General features: G+C 67.9%; 19 protein-coding genes. 14 read left to right on the top strand and 5 right to left on the bottom strand.

All coding sequences use genetic code 11. The features are described from left to right. Window positions 1–67: 67 nt before the first annotated feature. The 3 genes from BZY54_RS50430 to BZY54_RS31065 all read right to left on the bottom strand — a co-directional run bounded on the left by BZY54_RS50430 (window position 68) and on the right by BZY54_RS31065 (window position 3,685). Entirely contained in the window at window positions 68–730 is a 663-nt protein-coding gene (locus tag BZY54_RS50430) for a hypothetical protein (RefSeq protein ID WP_143668154.1), read from the bottom strand. A 745-nt stretch (window positions 731–1,475) separates the two neighbouring features. Then, the gene (locus BZY54_RS31070) at window positions 1,476–2,957 is read right to left on the bottom strand and encodes an aldehyde dehydrogenase family protein (RefSeq protein WP_086728657.1); all 1,482 of its coding nucleotides are present in this window, start codon (window positions 2,955–2,957) and stop codon (window positions 1,476–1,478) included. A gap of 65 nt (window positions 2,958–3,022) precedes the next feature. Next, on the bottom strand, window positions 3,023–3,685 hold the full coding sequence (locus BZY54_RS31065; protein ID WP_086728656.1) for a GntR family transcriptional regulator: 663 nt from the start codon (window positions 3,683–3,685) through the stop codon (window positions 3,023–3,025). Here BZY54_RS31065 and BZY54_RS31060 point away from each other — a divergent pair. The 12 genes from BZY54_RS31060 (at window position 3,684) to BZY54_RS31005 (ending at window position 15,750) form a co-directional block, all read left to right on the top strand. Then, the gene (locus BZY54_RS31060) at window positions 3,684–4,649 is read left to right on the top strand and encodes an alpha/beta fold hydrolase (protein ID WP_158103940.1); all 966 of its coding nucleotides are present in this window, start codon (window positions 3,684–3,686) and stop codon (window positions 4,647–4,649) included. The two genes, BZY54_RS31065 and BZY54_RS31060, sit on opposite strands and share 2 nt — an antisense overlap. Further along, window positions 4,639–5,046, top strand: a complete 408-nt coding sequence (locus tag BZY54_RS31055) for a carboxymuconolactone decarboxylase family protein (protein WP_086728654.1) — start codon at window positions 4,639–4,641, stop codon at window positions 5,044–5,046. The genes BZY54_RS31060 and BZY54_RS31055 overlap by 11 nt, the downstream gene beginning before the upstream one ends. Then, a complete protein-coding gene (locus BZY54_RS31050; protein ID WP_086728653.1) occupies window positions 5,043–5,816 on the top strand; it encodes an alpha/beta fold hydrolase in 774 nt (257 codons plus the stop codon). The genes BZY54_RS31055 and BZY54_RS31050 overlap by 4 nt, the downstream gene beginning before the upstream one ends. Window positions 5,817–5,920: 104 nt before the next feature. After that, window positions 5,921–7,528, top strand: a complete 1,608-nt coding sequence (locus BZY54_RS31045; RefSeq protein WP_086728652.1) for an ABC transporter substrate-binding protein — start codon at window positions 5,921–5,923, stop codon at window positions 7,526–7,528. 70 nt (window positions 7,529–7,598) lie between these two features. Continuing rightward, window positions 7,599–8,552: an ABC transporter permease gene (locus BZY54_RS31040; RefSeq protein WP_086728651.1), complete on the top strand. Its 954-nt coding sequence runs from the start codon at window positions 7,599–7,601 to the stop codon at window positions 8,550–8,552. Window position 8,553: 1 nt separating this feature from the next. Further along, entirely contained in the window at window positions 8,554–9,486 is a 933-nt protein-coding gene (locus BZY54_RS31035; RefSeq protein WP_086728650.1) for an ABC transporter permease, read from the top strand. Beyond that, window positions 9,476–10,525: an ABC transporter ATP-binding protein gene (locus BZY54_RS31030; RefSeq protein WP_086728649.1), complete on the top strand. Its 1,050-nt coding sequence runs from the start codon at window positions 9,476–9,478 to the stop codon at window positions 10,523–10,525. The genes BZY54_RS31035 and BZY54_RS31030 overlap by 11 nt, the downstream gene beginning before the upstream one ends. Then, window positions 10,522–11,610, top strand: coding sequence for an ABC transporter ATP-binding protein (locus BZY54_RS31025; RefSeq protein ID WP_244217428.1), 1,089 nt, complete (start codon window positions 10,522–10,524; stop codon window positions 11,608–11,610). The genes BZY54_RS31030 and BZY54_RS31025 overlap by 4 nt, the downstream gene beginning before the upstream one ends. Further along, window positions 11,607–12,287 (top strand): isochorismatase family protein, encoded by a 681-nt coding sequence (locus BZY54_RS31020; protein WP_158103939.1) that lies wholly within the window; start codon window positions 11,607–11,609, stop codon window positions 12,285–12,287. Before BZY54_RS31025 ends, BZY54_RS31020 begins: the two co-directional genes overlap by 4 nt. A 68-nt stretch (window positions 12,288–12,355) precedes the next feature. Beyond that, window positions 12,356–14,155 carry a hypothetical protein gene (locus BZY54_RS31015; RefSeq protein WP_086728647.1) on the top strand — a complete coding sequence of 600 codons (1,800 nt, stop codon included), beginning with the start codon at window positions 12,356–12,358 and terminating at the stop codon, window positions 14,153–14,155. Continuing rightward, window positions 14,152–14,763 (top strand): hypothetical protein, encoded by a 612-nt coding sequence (locus BZY54_RS31010; protein ID WP_086728646.1) that lies wholly within the window; start codon window positions 14,152–14,154, stop codon window positions 14,761–14,763. The genes BZY54_RS31015 and BZY54_RS31010 overlap by 4 nt, the downstream gene beginning before the upstream one ends. A 12-nt stretch (window positions 14,764–14,775) precedes the next feature. Further along, window positions 14,776–15,750, top strand: a complete 975-nt coding sequence (locus BZY54_RS31005; RefSeq protein WP_086728645.1) for an aldo/keto reductase — start codon at window positions 14,776–14,778, stop codon at window positions 15,748–15,750. Window positions 15,751–15,851: 101 nt separating this feature from the next. On the opposite strand, the gene BZY54_RS51780 is transcribed toward BZY54_RS31005, so the two are convergent. Beyond that, window positions 15,852–16,106, bottom strand: coding sequence for a hypothetical protein (locus BZY54_RS51780; protein WP_167414101.1), 255 nt, complete (start codon window positions 16,104–16,106; stop codon window positions 15,852–15,854). A 327-nt stretch (window positions 16,107–16,433) separates the two neighbouring features. Between BZY54_RS51780 and BZY54_RS31000 the strand changes: the two genes are divergently transcribed. Then, window positions 16,434–16,766 carry a non-heme iron oxygenase ferredoxin subunit gene (locus tag BZY54_RS31000; RefSeq protein WP_086728660.1) on the top strand — a complete coding sequence of 111 codons (333 nt, stop codon included), beginning with the start codon at window positions 16,434–16,436 and terminating at the stop codon, window positions 16,764–16,766. Continuing rightward, window positions 16,763–17,353, top strand: a complete 591-nt coding sequence (locus BZY54_RS30995; RefSeq protein ID WP_086728644.1) for a TetR/AcrR family transcriptional regulator — start codon at window positions 16,763–16,765, stop codon at window positions 17,351–17,353. The genes BZY54_RS31000 and BZY54_RS30995 overlap by 4 nt, the downstream gene beginning before the upstream one ends. A 467-nt stretch (window positions 17,354–17,820) precedes the next feature. Here the strand turns inward: BZY54_RS30995 and BZY54_RS30985 are convergent. Then, on the bottom strand, window positions 17,821–18,198 hold a 378-nt coding region (locus BZY54_RS30985; protein WP_208640828.1), incomplete at its 5' end, for a hypothetical protein.

Below are 18,198 nucleotides of genomic sequence, written 5' to 3'. Positions count from 1 at the left end.
GGTGGACGCACCCGCCGTTCAGCCGATGGCGGCCGTGTCGATGACGAAGCGGTAGCGCCCCTGATTCTCAGGAGGCAGAGGGATGCTGTTTCATCAGGGCTCGCGACAGGATGCCAGCGACTTCCTCGGCACCTGCGTCCAGCGCGGCCAGGCTGGTTGACTCATCCGGCTCGGTTTGCAGCTTGAACAAACTCATGTAGGCGCTGAGTTCGGCACGCGTACGTGACTGATGCGGGTTGAATCTGTCGACTTGGGTTAGCTTGGGGTCTGACACACCGATCGCCACGATGATCCGTTCAGGCTGGATCAAATTCAGTGCGCCGCTGAACCTCAGCAGGGAGGTGACTTGTTGGGGCAGCGCGTCGTGATCGAGGATGGAGCCCATGCTGTCTCGGGGGAGTGTGGCCCGCAGGGTGACTTGGCCCGACTTGTGCAAGCGAACTCCCACCAGTTCCCCCGGCTGAGGCATATCCCACGTACGGGGCCGGTTGACGGAGATGCTGACGATTGCAAGCTCGTGGGAACTGGACGACATCAGGGCAACGTCGTTCTTGACTGCCCCGGTCCGACGGATCCGATGCGCCAGCGAGGTGCCGACCTCCTCCAGTTCCCTTGCCGAGTAGCCAGCGAATCCCACCGGAGCAACATGTAGTTCCAGCAGAGGGAGATTGACGCCGCCTTCGACGCCAGTCTCGTCGAGGCTCCAATGCAATGGAACGGGCTGCGCCAAGGGCGCGAAGGACAGCGGGGACGGGCCTGACTCCAGTTCCTTGGCCCTTGCGCACCACTTTGGTCATCAACTCGGCGGTGTCGTGGAACGAGTCACGGGAACACCCCGGTGGCGTAGGCCTCCACGCTTCGGGCGAAATCCTGCTGGGTGTCCTCGAACGTGACGCCCAAACAGCCGTGGGCCTCTGGGGGCGTGCGAGCAGTTCCTTCGCGCCCTCGTACCCGCCCTGCTGGGTGTAGCTGGTGGAGACGACGTCGATCTCCTCGGCCAGGCCGAGGTTCCGCATGGCCTGTCGGTAGCCCTCGGCGCGCTGGGCGTTGGGCAGGTGACCTTGAGGGTGAGGTGGCCGTCTCGGTCCTTGAGAAGACCACCGGAACCATTACCGTCCCTGCTACAGGCTCCTCCACCGTCACCCTCAACGGCAAGTTGTCTGGAAGAAGGGGAGGGGCTCTGACGCCAGCGCCATGCTGGGCGGTGACGGTGCCTCACCGTGAATGTCGGTGCCGGCAACAGCGAGGCCACCATCAAGAACTGATCCGCTCCAAAGTCGAGCAGGCCCCGTGTGCTCGAACTTCCTGGCTGCCGAGCCCTCTGGTAGCCAGGTCCGGCCGGTAGGTCGGAAAGGGCAACAATCTCTTCCGCGGCGGCACGCTGCGCCCCCGCACGCAGCGCTTGGGTCGGGCGTCGCCCCGCAGTCCGGCCCTCGGGCGGCCAGAACTATACGCGGTATCTCCATATCCGCGATTCATGTCAGCTTCGTGAACACGGACGAGGTCTCGAGGAACAGGTCGAGCCCGTCAGGGCCCAGCTCACGGCCCCAACCAGACTCCTTGAAGCCCCCGGTGGGCATCGTGACGTCGGGCAGGCCGTGGATGTTGAGCCCGATCCGGCCGACCCGCAGCCGGGATGCCACTTGGTGGGCGGTTTTCACATTCTTCGTCCACACTGAAGCGGCGAGGCCGTATGTCGTGTCGTGGGCCATCGAGATGGCCTCGTCGACCGTCTGGAACCGCATCGCGGTGACGACCGGGCCGAAGATCTCCTCGCGCACGGCACGCATGTCGGGTCGGGCGTCGCCCAGCACGGTGGGCTGGACGAAAAAGCCCGGGCCGAAGCCCTCTCCGCCGGCCAGCAGCGTTGCGCCCTCGGAGACGCCCGACTCGACATAGCCGAGGATCGTCTGCCGCTGCTCGTCGGAAATGACCGGCCCCATCTCTGAACGCGGGTCGAAGCTGTAGCCCACGTTGAGCTCCCTGGCTCGCTCGGCCGCGCCGGCGACGATGCGGTCGTAGAGCCGCTCGTGCACGATCAGCCGTGACCCGGCCGTGCACACCTGTCCGGCATTGCTGAAAATGGCGGCCGATGCTCCGGCGATCGCCTCGTCGACGTCGGCGTCGTCGAACACGATCACCGGTGATTTGCCGCCGAGTTCGAGCGAGACCTTCTTTAGGTTGCCCATCGCTGCGGAGACGATGGCTCGCCCGACCGATGTCGAGCCGGTGAACGCGACCTTGTCGACGTCGGCGTGCTCGGCAAGCCGGGCGCCGACCACAGCCCCGTCCCCGGTGACGACGTTCAACACCCCGTCGGGGACTCCGGCCTCCTGAGCGATCTCACCGAGAAGCAGACTGGTGAGCGGCGTCAGCTCGGCCGGCTTGAGTACGCAGCTGCAGCCGGCGGCGAGAGCAGGGGCGACCTTCCAGGCCGCCATCATCAGCGGCGAGTTCCACGGCGTTATCAGCCCAACGACACCGACTGGGCGACGCAGCGTGTAGGCGTGGAACTCATCGGAGCCACGACGCAGCTCGATTGCACGACCTGCGACTTTGTCGGCCCAGCCGGCGTAGTAGCGGAACACTCGCGCGGTCTCGGGGATCATGTGGTTGCGCAGCCCGCGGTGCGGGCCGCCCTGGTTGCGTGCCTCGATGAGGGCGAGCTCGTCGCTGCGCTTGTCGATCAGCTCAGCCATACGCCACAGCACCCGTGCGCGCTGGTCGGCCGGCAGTCGGTGCCAGGACCCCTCGTCGAAGCTGCGTCGTGCGGCCGCTACCGCGGCATCGGTGTCGGCGGCACCGGCCTCCGGCACAACCGCGATGTGCCCGCCGGTGCCCGGGTCGAGCACCGGTCGGGTGTCGGTGGCCGTGACCCATTGACCGCCGATCAGCATCCGCCACTGCCGCTCGGGCAGGTCCGGAACGAACGAGTAGGTGTCGGGCAGCGCGCTCATGGGCGTCTCCGTCGTCTCGAGAAGCTGCGGACGGCGGCGAGTCTAGGACGGCTGTCTGCTGTCTGTCAGCTGTCAGGTTCGGTTAGGGTCTTGGCGGCTTGGCGGATGTGTTCACGGCACAGTCGCTCTGCCTCGTTGGCGTCGCCGGCGACCGCCGCCGAGCAGATGGCCCGAACCTCGGCCAGCGATTCCTTCCAACGTCCCTCCCGCGAGAGCGACATCGCTCGCACGAGAGTTACCCGCCGGGTCAACGCTTGTAAGGAGCGCGTCAATTCACCGTTGCGGGCTCCTTGCGTGAGCACGTCGTAGAAGGCCGTCTTGGCCTTCAGCATCGCCCGAGTGTCACCCGCCACCCGCTCGAGCTCGGCCATGGCGCCCAAGAGCGATGCGCGGTCCTCGGCGGACGCACGCTCGGCGAACAGGCGGCCGGCAAGGCCCTCGAGAGCCGAGCGAACCTCGTAGATGTGCCGGGCGTCCTCCGTGGACAACACGGTTACGACAGTGCCCCGCCCGTTGGTTGACGAGACCAGCCCCTCGGACTCCAGTTGGCGTAGGGCCTCGCGCACGGTGGCGCGGCTGGCAGTGGTGGTTTCGCACAACTCCCGCTCGACGAGCAGCTGTCCTGGGGCCAGGCGCTGTTCGGCGATCGCATCGCGGATCTGTGCCGCGACTTGGTCGCGGATGAGGGCCGGCGCTCGCTCGACCGCCCCCGCAGGAAACGTGTCCATGAAAGTCTCCTCGCAGCCATTGACCTGTCAGATAGGTGACCTTAGGGTACCCGGCTATCAGACAGCTGACAGCCGACAGCAGTCAGGTTGGGGCGACAGGCCTGCGACAGCGTCGCACGAGAGCCAGCGATCCGTCCTGGAAAACCGAAGCGAACGACAGGGGAGACGTCCGATGAAGATGCTCTCGCCGCTGACCGAACCGGTGGACGTTCATGCCGAGATCCACGGCGATCTCGACGGGGCTGTGCCGCTGGTGTTCGTGCACGGCGTCGGAAGTAGCGCCAAGGCGTGGTCTGATGTCTACGAGCGGCTGCCCGACGACCGTCCACGGATCCGTTACGACCTACGCGGCCACGGATCGTCACCCGCACCGGCCGGTCCGTGGACCGTCGATGACTTCGTCGCCGACCACCTGCGCCTGCTCGATCGTCTGGGGGTACGCGCAGCGGACACGGTCGGTTTCTCTCTCGGCGGGTTGATCGCCCAGCGCACCGCAATCGTCCGGCCGGACGTCGTACGACGGCTCGTTGTCATCGGGTCTGTCGCCGGCCGCACCGAGGAGGAGACGTCCCGCGTGCTCGCCCGGTTGGCCATGGTCGAAGCCGAGGGCCCTGGAGGGGCCGCCGGCCAGAGTGTCGAGCGCTGGTACACACGCGAGTATCTCGACGCCCACCCCGAGGTCACCGCGGACACCGTCGCCCGGATGTCCCGCCTCGACCCCACGGCCTACACCAACGCCTACCGAGTGCTGGCCACCACTGATCTGGCTGACGAGCTCGACCGCATCAGTGCCCCTGTCCTCGCGATGACAGGACAGTTCGACGTCGGGTCGCCGCCGCGGATGTCCCGGCTCATAGCCGAACGCACCGACGGACGGTTCGTCGAAGTTCCCGGTGTGAAACACGAGGTCCTTCAGGAACGCCCCGATCTGATTACGAAGGAGATCATCAACCATGTCGCTTGACACCACCGCCGCCGGAGATCTGCACGACCAGGGCATGCAGGTCCGCCGCGCCGTTCTCGGCGGCGAGTACGTCGACAAGGCGCTGTCGTTCGATGACGACCTGAGCGTCGAGTTCCAGCGATTCATGACCACCTACTGCTGGGGTGAGATCTGGACCGACGAACGGCTCGAGCCCCTGCAGCACAGCCTGCTCGTGCTCGGCATCACTGCGGCTTTGGGCAAGACGCGCGAGTTCGAGATCCATGCCCGGGGGGCATTGCGCAACGGCTTGGACCCCAAGCAGCTCGTCGCCGTGATCCGGCAGGTCGCCGTCTACGCCGGCGTACCGGCGGCCGTCTCCCTTCTCGACAGCGCGCGGTCGGTCCTCGAAGCGCATCGCGCGGACGTCTCGGCATGACCATCGCAGTCCACCACCGGCTGGATGGCGAGCCCGGCGATGCCGTCCCCACCGTGCTCGTCCACGGGGTCGGGTCGGACCTGGACCGCTGGTCATTCGTCGCCTCGGCGCTCGCCCGACACGGGCAGGTCGTGCGATACGACCTACGCGGCCACGGCAATTCACCCAAGCCGGCCGGTCCCTACGAGATCGACGACTTCGTCGCCGACCACATCGCCTTGATGGACAAGCTCGGCATCGAGCGCGCGAACGTCATCGGCATGTCGCTCGGCGGACTGATCGCGCAGGCGGTCACGCTGCGACACCCCGAGCGAGTGAGGCGGGCCGGGTTCATCTGCGCGGTGGCCGGTCGGACTCCCGAGCAGCGGCAGGCCGTGCTGGCGAGGCTGCGCACCGTCGAAGAGGGCGGCCCGATGCTTGTGGCCGACAGCGGCACCCGCTGGTACACGGACCGTTTCCGGGCCGACCATCCAGAGGTGGTCGAGGCGCACATGAAACGGTTCCTCTCCAACGACCCGGCTGCTTACGCCGCGGCCTTTCGCGTGCTGGCCACCACCGACCTGCTCGACGAGCTGCACGCGATCGCAGTGCCCACACTGATCATGACAGGGGCACTCGACGTCGGCTCGCCACCGGAGATGTCGCGCGCGATGCACGAGCGTATCCCGCACTCCCGGTTGATCATCGTCGACGACGTCAAGCACGCCATCCTCGAAGAAGCACCCCACACGGTGGCCGACGCGCTCGCCGCCTTCCTCTACCACCCGTAACACCCCGGCCCCTTCGTCGAGAACGAAGCGGGCTAACTGCCAACTGACGGATCGACTGAATTGTCTTAATAAGCCCGACTCCTCCGGCATAGAAGGTGAAGCACATGGCTCGTCAGATGGAAATTCCGGCCATAGACGGCGTCAGAAGGCGACAGGTCCTGCAGGCCGGCGGTCTGTCGGCACTCGGTCTGCTCATCGCCGCGTGCGGTGGAGGCAATACCCCGAACCCCACCATCAACTCGTCCGGCTCGTCGGTCGCCGGCAAGCCGGTGCACGGCGGCACGCTCACCTTCGCGACCGCCATGGACATCACGACGCTGGACCCGGCGTTCTCGCAGAACTTCTCCGAACGCTTCGCCTTCTATGCGATGTACAACACGCTGGTCGCCTACGACCAGAACTTCAACCTCGTGCCGGAACTGGCCGAGCGGTGGCAGACCAGCAAGGACGGCAAGACCCTGACGCTGTTCCTGCGGAAGGGCGTGAAGTTCCACGACGGCACACCGTTCAACGCCGCGGCGGTGAAGTGGAATCTCGACCGGCTGCTCGACGAGAGCACCAACTCACCGCTGCGTGGTCAGCTGACCCCGCCGGTGCGGTCCGTCAAGGTGGTCGACGACTCGACGGTCGCCCTCGACCTGCAATCCGCATGGCGGCCGCTGCTCGCCGCTCTCGGCGAGCGTCCCGGGTTCATGATCTCGCCCACGGCGTACAAGAAATACGGCAAGGACTACGGCCTGCACCCGGTCGGTACCGGGCCCTTCGAGTTCGTCAGCTTCACCCAGAACAGCTCACTGAAGCTGAAGCGCTTCGACGGTTACTGGGACCCCTCACACGTCTATCTGGACGGCATCACGTTCCAGAACGTCCAGGATGCCCAGGTCCAGCTCACCATGCTGCGCACCGGCGAGGCGCAGATCGCCGACCAGATGACCCCGCAGCTTGCGACGACGCTGCAGGGTGTCTCGTCGGTGGCGGTCTCTCAGCGGCCCACCGGTGACTGGTACGCGATGCAGATGGATTGCGACAAGCCGCCGTTCAATGACGCACGCCTCCGGCAGGCCATCGCGTATGCGACCAACCGCGACGGTGTGCGCGACGCACTGTTCCTGGGCAAGGCGCGCGACGCTGCTGGACCGATCGGCATCGGCTGGGCCTACGACGCCCACGACTCGGCCCCCGTCTATGCCTACGACCTCGACAAGGCCAAGGCTCTCGTCGCGCAGGCCAACGCCACGGGCAAGCGGGTGCGGTACGTCAACTCCAGCCAGTCCGACTACCAGTCGATCGCCCAGCTGCTGCACGAGGACTACGTCAAGACCGGACTGAACCTGCAGGTCGGAACCGTGCCTGCGAGCGACTACTACAACTCGGTCGTCGCCGACAAGAACTACTGGTCACTGACCAAATGGACCCCGCGCGCCGACCCTGACGGCCTGCTGCGCAACATCCTGCACTCAGGCAGCAACGGCAACACCACCGGCTATCACAACCCGGAGGTCGATCGGCTGCTCGACGAGGCCGCCGGGATCAACGACCTGACCAAGGCGGCACCGCTCTACCACCAGATCTGTCGGCTGGTCGAGAAGGACGCCCCGTACGCCTGGGTGATCTGGCCGGACGCCCTCGTGCCGCACACCACCAACCTCGGCGGCCTGAAGCTCTACCCCGACGGGATCTACCGGCTCCGCAGCCTGTGGATCGCGAAGTAGGCGCAGCGGAAGAAGACCACAACCACCATCCGGACCGAAGCTTGCTAGGTGATGAGAAAGTGACCCGCTTGTGACCTGGTACGTGCTCAAACGAGGCGGCGCTGCGCTGATCGTCATGTTCGTCGTCAGCCTCCTGACCTTCATCGTCACGCGGGTGCTCTTCCCTGACCCCGCCCAGTCGATCCTCGGCGGCCAAGGCGAGACCGTCACACCCGAGCAGGTTGCACACCTGCGCGGGCAGCTCGGGCTCGACAGGCCGCTGTCCGTGCAGTACTTCCACTGGCTCGGTGACCTGCTCCAGGGCAACCTCGGAAGATCGTTCCGCACACCCATCGACGTCTCGACCGCGATCTACCAGCGGCTGCCCGTCACGATCGAGCTCATGGTGCTCGCGCTCACCGTCGCGATCATCCTCGGGATGCTGCTCGGCATCGCCGGAGCCCTGTTCCGCGGCCGGATCATCGATGGCGTCTCGTCCACCGTGTCCGTGCTCGCCCTGTCGCTGCCGAACTTCTTCGTCGCCATCCTGCTGATCTACGTGTTCGCACTGAAGCTGCAGGTGCTGCCCAGCGCCGGATGGGTGCCGTTGACCCAGGACATCGGACAGAACCTGAAGTTCATGCTGCTGCCGGCAGTCACCCTCTCGCTGGCCTACATCGGGACGTTCGCTCGCTACGCCCGCGCCCTGATGATCGGCGTCCTGTCCGAGGACTATGTGCTGCGGGCGCATGCCAGCGGCTTGTCACCACGCAGCGTCATCGTGCGGCACGCCATGAAGAACACCAGTATTCCTATGGTCACCGTCGTCGGGCTCAACGCGGCCGGCCTGGTCGGGGGCGCCGTCGTCACCGAGAGCATCTTCTCGCTGCCGGGCCTTGGCACCCTGTTCACCGACTCGATTCTCGGCAAGGACTTTCCCATGCTCCAGGGACTGATCCTGGTGATCACCATCGGCGTCGTCGTGCTGAACCTGCTTGTCGACCTCGCATACGGCCTGCTCGACCCCCGGATCAAGGTGAGCTGACATGGCTACACTCGCCCAGACCAGACTGACCCGTTCCCGCACGCCGGTCCGCCCCCGGGTGTGGTCGACGGTGTGGGCCTACCCGCGACTTACGGTCGGCATCGCCCTGCTCGCCCTGCTGCTCGTGGTCACCCTCGGCGCACCCCTGTTCGTCTCGCACGGCCCCCTGGAGCAGAACCTCAGCGCGGTTCTCCACCTCCCGTTCGGCAACTACCTGCTCGGTACCGACCAGCTCGGGCGCGACGTGTTCAGTCGCACGCTGTACGGCGGCCGCCTGGCGCTGGCCGTGGCGGTGGTCAGCACGGTCATCGCACTGATCATCGGCGTCGCGCTGGGCCTGCTCTCCGGATACAAGGCCGGCATGGTCGACTCGGTGGTCATGCGGGTGCTGGACGGCGTGATCGTCTTCCCCGACCTGATCCTCGCACTGTCGATCACCTACGCGGTCGGGCCGAGCTTCTGGACCGTCGCCGCCGCCATCGCCACCGTCAATGTGCCCAAGTTCGCGCGGGTCGTCCGCGGGCAGGTCCTGAGCCTGCGTGAACGCGAGTTCATCGCCTCGGCACGGGTCGCGGGTGTGTCGACGATCCGCATCCTGCTGCGCCACCTGTTGCCGAACGTCGTCGAGGTCATCGTCGTGCAGGCGGCGCTCACCGCCGGTACCGCCATCTTCACCGCAGCAAGTCTCAGCTTTCTCGGACTCGGCCTCCCGGCGCCGCAACCCGACTGGGGCGGCATGCTCAAGGATGGCTATGCCTACCTCGGGTCTCGCCCGTTGATGAGCATCATCCCCGGCCTGATGATCTTTGCCGCGATGCTGGCCTTCAACCTGCTCGGCGACGGGCTGCGCGACCGCTTCGACCCCAAGGTGATCGCCCGGACCGCCCGCGTTCGCGCGGGCCGGCGCGAGAAGGGAGCGACCGATGAGCAGTGACTCGCAAGAGCCCTTGCTGCAGGTGCGGAATCTGCGGGCCGTCTACGACTCGGCGCGTGGGCCGGTGCACGCCCTGAACGGGGTGTCCTTCACGGTCTCGCCGGGCGAGGTCCTCGCCCTGGTCGGCGAATCCGGCAGCGGAAAGAGCGCCACCGCCCTGTCGATCATGGCCCTGATCCAGCGCACCTCCGGACGGGTGACCGGCGGCGAGGTCCGCCTCGGCGGCCGCGATCTGCTCACGCTCGACGAGCGGGGCCGCCGCGCCGTGCGGGGCTCGGAGATCGCGCTGGTGTTCCAGAACCCGATGACTACGTTGAACCCGACGCGCACGATCGGCGCCCAGTTGCGTGAGGTCCTGCGCCGACATCTGCCGCTCGACCGCAAGGCCGCCGACGCCCGCGCCCTCGAACTGCTCGAAATGGTCGAGATCCCCGATGCCCGCGACCGGCTCAAGAGCTACCCCCACCAACTCTCGGGCGGCCTGCGTCAGCGCGTGATGATTGCTCTCGCGCTCAGCTGTGACCCGAAGCTGGTCATCGCCGACGAGGCGACCACCGCTCTGGACGTCACCACCCAGGCGCAGATTCTGCGACTGATGCGGCGCCTGACCACCGAGTCGGGCACCGCCATGGTGGTCATCACCCACAACATGGGCGTCGTGGCCGGTCTCGCCGACCGGGTGGCAGTCATGTATGCCGGGCGCATCGTCGAGATCGGCGAGGTGCGCGACATCTTTCGCGCGCCCCGGCACCCGTACACGGCGGGGCTTCTCGCGGCGATCCCGCGCATGGATACCGAGCGTTCGAAGGACCTAGTGACGATCGAGGGACGCCCGCCGTCTCTGCTCGACCCGAAACCCGGCTGTCCGTTCGTCGAGAGGTGCTGGCTGGCCATGGACAAGTGCGCCGTCCAGGCGCCGGAGCCGATCAACCCGCAGACCCACTCGGCGGCGTGCTGGGCCGACCCGGAGCTGGTTCGGCAGGGCCCGCGTCCCCTCTCGCCGGAGCTCACCACTACGGGCGCCAAGGAGCTGTCATGACCTCACTGGACAAGGGGTTGACCATGGGGGTGGACGATCGCGAGCAAACGGCTCCGGCGCCGCTGCTCGAGGTCGACGACCTGGCCATCCACTACCGGTCGCAGTCGCGGGCGACCCGCCGGATGGGTTACGCGGTGCGGGCTGTCGACGGGGTGACCTTCTCGGTGGCCCCCGGTGAGACCCTCGGCCTGGTCGGCGAATCCGGCTGCGGCAAGAGCACCATCGGCCGGGCGGTGCTGAAACTGGTCAAGCCGACCGCAGGCGCGGTGCGGTTCGACGGCCAGGACGTCACGCAAGCGCGCGGCCGGGCGCTGATGGAACTGCGCCGGGGCTGCCAGGCGGTGTTCCAGGACCCCTACGACAGCCTCAACCCGCGTATGAGCGTCGGAGCCCTGATCGGCGAACCGATGGTCGTCCACGGGCTGGCCAAGGGCGATGCCGTGCGCGCCCGGGTCGGGGAACTGCTCGAGCTCGTCGGGCTCAATGCCGACATGGCCTCCCGCCGCCCGGCCGAACTGAGCGGCGGGCAGCGCCAACGCGTCTGCATCGCCCGCGCCCTGGCCGTCAACCCGCGCTTCATCGTGTGCGACGAGGCGGTGTCGGCCCTCGACGTCAGCGTCCAGGCCCAGATCCTGAACCTACTTCACAAACTGCAGCGCGAGCTGGGCTTGTCCTATCTGTTCATCGGGCACGACCTCAGCGTCGTGCGGCACATGTCCGACCGTGTCGCCGTGATGTACATCGGTCAGCTGGTCGAGAGCGCCGATGTGGACGAGATCTACGCCAACCCCTACCACCCGTACACGATGAGCCTGCTGGCGTCCTCGCCCGTACCCGATCCCGAGGTGGAGCGCGACCGGCCGGAGGCCGCGGTGCGCGGCGAGCCGCCGAGCCCTACGAACATCCCGCCCGGCTGCCGGTTCGCGCCGCGATGCCCGTTCGCGCAGGACCGCTGCCGCCAGGAGGCGCCGGCCTACGCCGAGGTCGAGCCGCGGCGCTGGGTCGCGTGCCACTTCTGGCGCGAGGCCAAGGCTGCCTCGGCGCGGGCCGTACCGGCGTCGGCGGCGCCGGAGCCGACGGCGTGACCGCGCTCGGCGACGTCGAGGACCGCGAGGCCTGTGCCACCGTCTGGGCCGTGCTCACCGACGACGAACGCACCGTCTACGAGAAGGCCGGCTACCACCGCACATTCGGCCTCGGGTCGACACCCGCGCTGCTCGTCGTCGACGTCGAGTACAACTTCACCGGCCTGCCCGGCGACACGGCCGTCGGCTCGGTCGAGAACTTCCCCGACAGCTGCGGTCCGGCCGCCTGGAGGGCCATCCCGAGGATCGTGTCCCTGCTAGAGATCGCCCGAGCGCTCGCCCTGCCGGTCGTGTTTACCACCGGGCGGCCCAACCCGGCGTCCGACCGCCGTCCACGCGTTGGCACCGACGTCGTCGACGAGCTTCGGCCGCACTCTGACGAGCTGGTGCTCGCCAAAGCGGCCGCGAGCCCCTTTCACGCCACGGGACTCGTCGACCACCTGCGCGGGCTGGGCGTCGACACCGTCGTGCACACCGGCTGCGTCACCAGTGGTTGCGTACGGGCCGGGGTGGTCGACGCGGCCGCCCACGGCTTCAGCAACGCGGTGATCGAGGAGTGTGTCTTCGACCGCGCCGTTCTTCCACACCAGCTCAGCCTGTTCGACATGGACGCCAAGTACGCCGATGTCATGTGCCTTGATGCGATCACCCGCTACCTGACCGCACTTCCTACCTGACCGCACTGCGACCGACCGGCTGGGACCAGCACAGATACGACACGAATCGAAGGTGACGACCAACCGCCATGGCACCGACCATCCCCGACTGGGTGTACACCGAGATATCGGACGAGCTCGCGGCAGAGCTGCCCCGAGCGGAGACATTGCTGCGCGACCCGGACGAGGTCATGTCCCAGGCCGCGCTCAACGCGATGACGGCCAGCCGGCTCAGCTTCACCCGCACCCTGGCGCGACGCATGACCCGGAACCGGTGGCGGATCGAGCTCACGGTGTGTGAAATCGATGCTGACAGCACTGGTTTTCTCGGCTACGAGATCCATGCCGAGGACATGCGCCTGTCGTTCGGGGTCTTCGTCTACCCACCCTTTCCGCCCGGTACGCAACGCCTCTTCCGTGACACGACCACCGAGTTCCTCGGCATCCTCCTCGAGGGTCCGATCGACCGGGGCCGCCTCCGCCGCGAGAAGCAGCAGTTCGACGAGCACGTGTGGCGGGGGCGCACCGATCCGACTGTGCTGGGCTGGACGGTGGCCAGCCGTGGCACCCGCACCTTCGACGAGGTTGTCGACGCCCTTACCACCGGTCGTCAGCCCGATGTGACGAGCCTGGATGCCAACGGCGGCTATCTGATCCGCAACGGCGGCTTCTATGGCAACGGCCGCATGGGCACGCGGGCCTGGCCGACCTACGCCGCGTCGGACGGCCCGTTCTCCACGCCCTACCACGTCGATCTGTTCAGCCTGTACCTGTGGCGGCTGGTCAGCCTCGACCTTGCCGACGCTACCGCCCGCGCCCGCAGCTCCGACGCCGTCCCCCTCGAGCCGGCCATCCGCCGCCATCTGGGCATCGGCAATTCCTCGGGCCTGGGCACCGTCGCGGCGCTGATCCGCTGGCCGGCACGGCTGTCGGCCTTCGTCCTCGCCCGCGAGCTCGCGTTCGCCTACGTCAAGGCCCGGCCCGCGCCGATCGAACCGGAGCGCATCGAGCGGATGCACCGACTGCTCCACAACGCGGCCGCCGCATACTCGACCGCACCGATCGCACCGGCCGAGCTGCTCGAGCCCCGCGACACGGTCGCAGCCGCTCTGCGTGCCGCCGGCGACAAGCTCACGGCGCTTGAGACAGGCGAGCGGCCGTGGCAGACGTTCATCGACTCCCTGTCCGAACTCGGCAGCCGCGAAGCGGTCGAGGTCGCACACGCGCTGCTGCTGGAGCTCTACCCAGAGGTCGACGAACTCGAGCACGTGCTCTCGGTGGCCGCTGTCCACCGGCCCACGGTCGACCCGGGCGCCACCGTCGGGTCCGTGCGGGCGCTGATCGAGCAGCAATACGACTGGCTGCTCGCCGAGGACATGGCTGCGCCCGGCCACCGGGAGTTCTTCTGGTACCGGTCGGAGGAGAACGGCGAGAACCGCCGCGGCGAACGTTCGGTGGACATCGGCGTCGAGCGCGAGACGTTTGTCGATGTGGCCGGCACCGTGCGCCGTCTGTACGACTTCGTGCGCGGGCTGCCGCCCGACACCCCGGTCGCCCAGTTCCTTGTCGAGGAGCCGGAGCACGCGCTCGCGGTCACCCGCGTCCAGCTCGCCGGCCGCGCACCCTACAGCGAGATTCGGGCCCGCGTCTGCGGCACCGACTTCCTCGCCAGCGCAGGCATCCGCTGCTTCCTGTCCCTGCTGGGCATCGAACTGTCGACACCGCACAACGGCCGCTGGGTGCGCGGCCTGTTCTTCCGTGGGGCACCGCTGCCCGAGGACCTGCTGGCAGGCGGAGTTGACGAGGGCGGCATCGGCGCCGAGCCAGCTGCCGGACCGGTCGACGAGCTGGTCGACGCAGCCCTGACGTCGGGGCCGGTGACGCGATGACCACGATCGCCGTTCCCGAACTGCGCCGGTACGCCCCCGACGCACTGCGGATGCTGGGAATCCCGCTCGGCCAGGCCGACGAGACGGGCGATCTGCTCACCTGGACCGAGGCCACCGGCGGCCGGGCGCTCGCATTCGTGCGCCGCAACCGGGCCCGGCTGCTGTGGACGCCGCGACCTCGCGCCCGCATCGTCGGCGACGGTCCGGACGAGCTGGTCGTCGACGCCCGTGGCGCGAGCCTGCTCGAGTTGGGCGTGCGGCTGGCCGATCTCGTCTGCGGCGAGACCCAGCGCCCTGAGCCACGCCCGGTGCACGTCGTCGCGGTATGGGGCACGCCGTTCGTGCCCTACCTGCGCGCCTTCGCGGCCGAACGCGGGGTCGAGGTCGAGGCCGACATGGCACCCGACCCGGACGGGCGCGACCACCCGCGCGAACTATGGCTGCGCGGAAGGCCCACTGCCCCGCGGCCGGTCGACGACGACCCCGCCTACCGAAACGCCCTGGCTCGGGGCATTCCGCTGGCGGACGAGGACTTCGCCGAGATCACCTCGCTGTTCGAGATGCTGCGCGTGCCAACGTCCGAGCGCTCACGTTCGCACGCCGGATGAGGAGGAACACCTGTGGACTTCGTGCGTCTCGGTGCCACCAACCTGACCGTCTCACGGATCGGCTTCGGCGCGATGGGCGTCGGCACGCCTGCATGGCGCCCGTGGGTCCTGGACGAGCAGCAGGCTCTGCCGATCCTCGAGCGGGCGGTCGCACTCGGCATCACCTTCTTCGACACCTCCGACTTCTACTCGGGTGGGGAGAGCGAGGTGGTGCTTGGGCGCGCGCTCGCCCGCCTGCTGCCTCGCGAAGAGGTGGTGATCGCGACCAAGGTGGGCAACCAGATGGGCCGCGGTCCGACGGCCGGCGGTTTCTCCCGCAAGCACATCCTTTCCGCCGTCGACGAGTCGCTACGCCGGCTCGGTGTCGACTACATCGACCTCTACCAGACCCACGTCTGGCGCCCCGACACGAACATCGACGAGATGCTCGCCGCGTTCCAGAGCCTGGTCGACTCGGGCAAGGTGCGGTACTTCGGGGCCACCGACATGCCGGTGTGGCAGTTCGCCAAGTTCAGGTACGCCGCCGTGCATGGGGGCGGACCAGCACCGGTCACCATGCAGCACCACTACAACCTGGTGTGGCGCGAGCACGAGAGCGAACTCGTTCCGATGTGCCAGGCGGAGGGCATCGGGCTGCTGCCCTACAGCCCATTCGCCCGCGGGTTCCTCACCGGCGGCCCGGCCGGGCACGACCGCGACACCGAGCGCGGACGCACCGACGAGTACTCGCGCCGGTGGTACGGACGTCCCTCGGACGAGCGCGTACGCCATGCAGTGGAGCACGTCGCGGCCGAGCGTGGAGCTTCGGCCGCGGCTGTGGCGCTGGCCTGGGTGCTGGCCAAGTCGTCGACCGCGGCCCCTCTGGTCGGTGCCACCGACGTCGCGCATCTCGACGCGATCGACGAGGCGCTCTCCCTGCAGCTGGAACCGTCGGAGATCGAAGCACTCGAGGCCGACTACGTCGCGCGGTTGAGCTCTGCCCACTGACGCCGGGCTTGGCCCGGTGCGCGTCGTCTGCGTGCAGCTCGTGCTGACGATCGCCGAGAGACATTCACGCACGGCAACATAGAGGGTTGTCAATCGATGGATCAGTCGAGGTTGAGGCGCTCAGCCGTGCGGCGCGTCGCTGCGCTGACCGACGGAAACGAAGTCGTCTCCTTTACCGCCTTGGCCAGATTGTCGGCGGCGGTGCAGACAGCCTCTGGCTGGACGCCCATGAGCGGGCACTCGGCGCCGAACAGGGCCGCGAGCGGATCAAGGTGGTCGACCAGGACACAATGCTGGCTGCCTCCGGCACATGGACAGGTCTGTGCCTGTCGGTGGACTGTCACGAAGCTCGACACGAGTGGGCGACGTCGACCGCCTTGGCTGGCACGGCGTCGTTGTGGTTGTCAACACCTCGATCTCTGTCAGAGCCATCTGCTGACTGGTGAGAAGAGACAGTCCGCTGATCCGAGCAGGCCGGCGTCCGCCGGGACGCGGCGCTGGCTTAGGTCCATGTGCCGAGACCGTTCGGGCTGGGGTCGGAGGCAGGTCCCGGGGCGCGTTGCTAGCGTTGTGATCAGCCACGATCACGCGTGTGAGGCTCGGAGCCTGCACGGCCTGCTGACCGATGCACCTCTATGGGTGTGCGGGCGACCCAGGCGTCGTGGATGTACCCGAGGAGAGCGATGCCGACCAGCGGCTACACGTATGTCTGCAAGTTCGATGTATTGGAGGAGGGGGTCCCTCGCCGGTTCGAGGCGGAGGGCGTTTCTTTTTCTCTCGTCCTTACGGAGAAGCAGGTGTTCGCGATCTATGACGTCTGTTCGCACAGTGCCGTCTCGCTGTCCGAGGGCGAGGCGGACGGTTGCACGCTCGAGTGCTGGCTGCACGGCTCTCGGTTCGACCTGCGCACTGGCCACCCGCTGGACCCGCCGGCGACACGTCCCGTCCCGGTGTACCCGGTGCAGATCGAAGACGGATGCGTGTACGCACAGATCGTACGGCGGAGCGTACGGTGACCCAGACGCCGGACGATCCCACCGCCGAGCGGGCCGATGCCGCCCGCAACCGGGCCCGTCTGATGGAGGCGGCCGCTGGTCTGGTAGCCGAGCGGGGGGCGGAGCATGTGACGATGCACGAGGTCGCGCAAGCGGCCGGAGTGGGAAAGGGCACGCTCTTTCGCCGGTTCGGCGATCGCACCGGACTCCTGGTGGCCCTGTTGAATGATGCCGAGGCGGAATTCCAGGAGGCGTACACCTGGGGCCCTCCTCCCTTGGGGCCGGGAGCAGCGGCGAGCGACCGGCTGACGGCGTTTGGCAGCGCCCTGCTCGAGCGCATCACGGACGATGCGGACCTGGGTGCCGCGCTGGCACGTCAGGTCCCCCTCGAACGCCGCCACGCCTCTGCCGTCGGCCGGGCCTTTCAGCGCCACGTCGAGTCCCTCTTGCAGGAGGCGGGAGTCGAGGGCGACCACGAGATGCTCGCCTACGCCGTGCTCACCTTCACCAATTTCGAAACAGTGGACTACCTACGCAACGAGTGCCAGGTCACCACCGCACGCTTGCAGAGCACCTGGGCCGATCTGGTACGGCTGTTGACCGGCTGACACGACCTGGACTCATGGCGGGAAGACACGCACCGTGTGCGTCCCGCCCATGACTTTCGCCTCCCGAGTGTCCTCGGCGCTGCGGTGGATGACCACGTTCCCCGAGGCACGGCTGCACATGCCGGTCGAGGCCCCGCGCTGCGCGTGCAGCCGCCCCGGAGCGGGCACGGACGGCTGCCGACCAACGGCCGTGGTTCCGCAAGCCGGGAGGCGAGCGACCGGGAACACCGCGAACGCAGCGGCCATGACCGGCCATTCCGCCGCGTAGCGTCCTCTACGACCACGAGCTCGCCTTGCGCCTTACCGTGGAGGCGTCCGGGACGAGCGGCCCCGCTCATCGCCGATGACGAAAAGGGCCCTGCACCGGTCCCCGGTCTCGGTCACTCGTCTGGACGAAAGCGGCGTCCAGGCGTCCGGCCGGCCGCACACCAATCCGGCAACGGGGCTGCCTTCCTGCTTGCGGGCTCTCATCCCGAGGTAGAGGCGTCCGTTGTCCGTGCCGCAGGGCCAGGGCACGTTGCGTGTCGACGGAAAGGCCATTGGTGGACGGAGCGCAGCAGCAGCTCGTCCGGCGGGTCGGGCAGGCGGGGCGGGACACCGGTGAAGTGGGCGATGACTACCACTCTGTCCTGACCGCCCAGATAGAGGCCCGCGTCGAGGCAAGTGGGGTCGGCGAGGACGGCGGGCATCACGGTCTGTTCGACGTGGAACAGCAGGTCGGTCTGTCGGCCTGCTTGGGCGCGTGCCTCCCACATCAAGGTATTGCTGGACGCTGTGGCGGCCATGTCGGTCTCCGGGAAGGGCTGTGCCCGGCGCTTTCGAATCGCCGGGCACAGCCCTTCCCG

The organism is Streptomyces carpinensis, assembly GCF_002154505.1.
In the GTDB taxonomy this organism is placed as follows: domain Bacteria; phylum Actinomycetota; class Actinomycetes; order Streptomycetales; family Streptomycetaceae; genus Streptomyces; species Streptomyces carpinensis.
Note: the sequence above shows the minus strand (reverse complement) of the source record. Positions and strands in the feature narration are given on the sequence as shown.

What these genes read in the sequence shown, in the direction of transcription:
- BZY54_RS31070 (WP_086728657.1), bottom strand. Translation starts at nt 2,957, where the DNA reads ATGAGCGCGCTGCCCGACACCTACTCGTTCGTTCCGGACCTGCCCGAG.
- BZY54_RS31060 (WP_158103940.1), top strand. Translation starts at nt 3,684, where the DNA reads ATGAAAGTCTCCTCGCAGCCATTGACCTGTCAGATAGGTGACCTTAGG.
- BZY54_RS31065 (WP_086728656.1), bottom strand. Translation starts at nt 3,685, where the DNA reads ATGGACACGTTTCCTGCGGGGGCGGTCGAGCGAGCGCCGGCCCTCATC.
- BZY54_RS31055 (WP_086728654.1), top strand. Translation starts at nt 4,639, where the DNA reads ATGTCGCTTGACACCACCGCCGCCGGAGATCTGCACGACCAGGGCATG.
- BZY54_RS31050 (WP_086728653.1), top strand. Translation starts at nt 5,043, where the DNA reads ATGACCATCGCAGTCCACCACCGGCTGGATGGCGAGCCCGGCGATGCC.
- BZY54_RS31045 (WP_086728652.1), top strand. Translation starts at nt 5,921, where the DNA reads ATGGCTCGTCAGATGGAAATTCCGGCCATAGACGGCGTCAGAAGGCGA.
- BZY54_RS31035 (WP_086728650.1), top strand. Translation starts at nt 8,554, where the DNA reads ATGGCTACACTCGCCCAGACCAGACTGACCCGTTCCCGCACGCCGGTC.
- BZY54_RS31030 (WP_086728649.1), top strand. Translation starts at nt 9,476, where the DNA reads ATGAGCAGTGACTCGCAAGAGCCCTTGCTGCAGGTGCGGAATCTGCGG.
- BZY54_RS31025 (WP_244217428.1), top strand. Translation starts at nt 10,522, where the DNA reads ATGACCTCACTGGACAAGGGGTTGACCATGGGGGTGGACGATCGCGAG.
- BZY54_RS31015 (WP_086728647.1), top strand. Translation starts at nt 12,356, where the DNA reads ATGGCACCGACCATCCCCGACTGGGTGTACACCGAGATATCGGACGAG.
- BZY54_RS31010 (WP_086728646.1), top strand. Translation starts at nt 14,152, where the DNA reads ATGACCACGATCGCCGTTCCCGAACTGCGCCGGTACGCCCCCGACGCA.
- BZY54_RS31000 (WP_086728660.1), top strand. Translation starts at nt 16,434, where the DNA reads ATGCCGACCAGCGGCTACACGTATGTCTGCAAGTTCGATGTATTGGAG.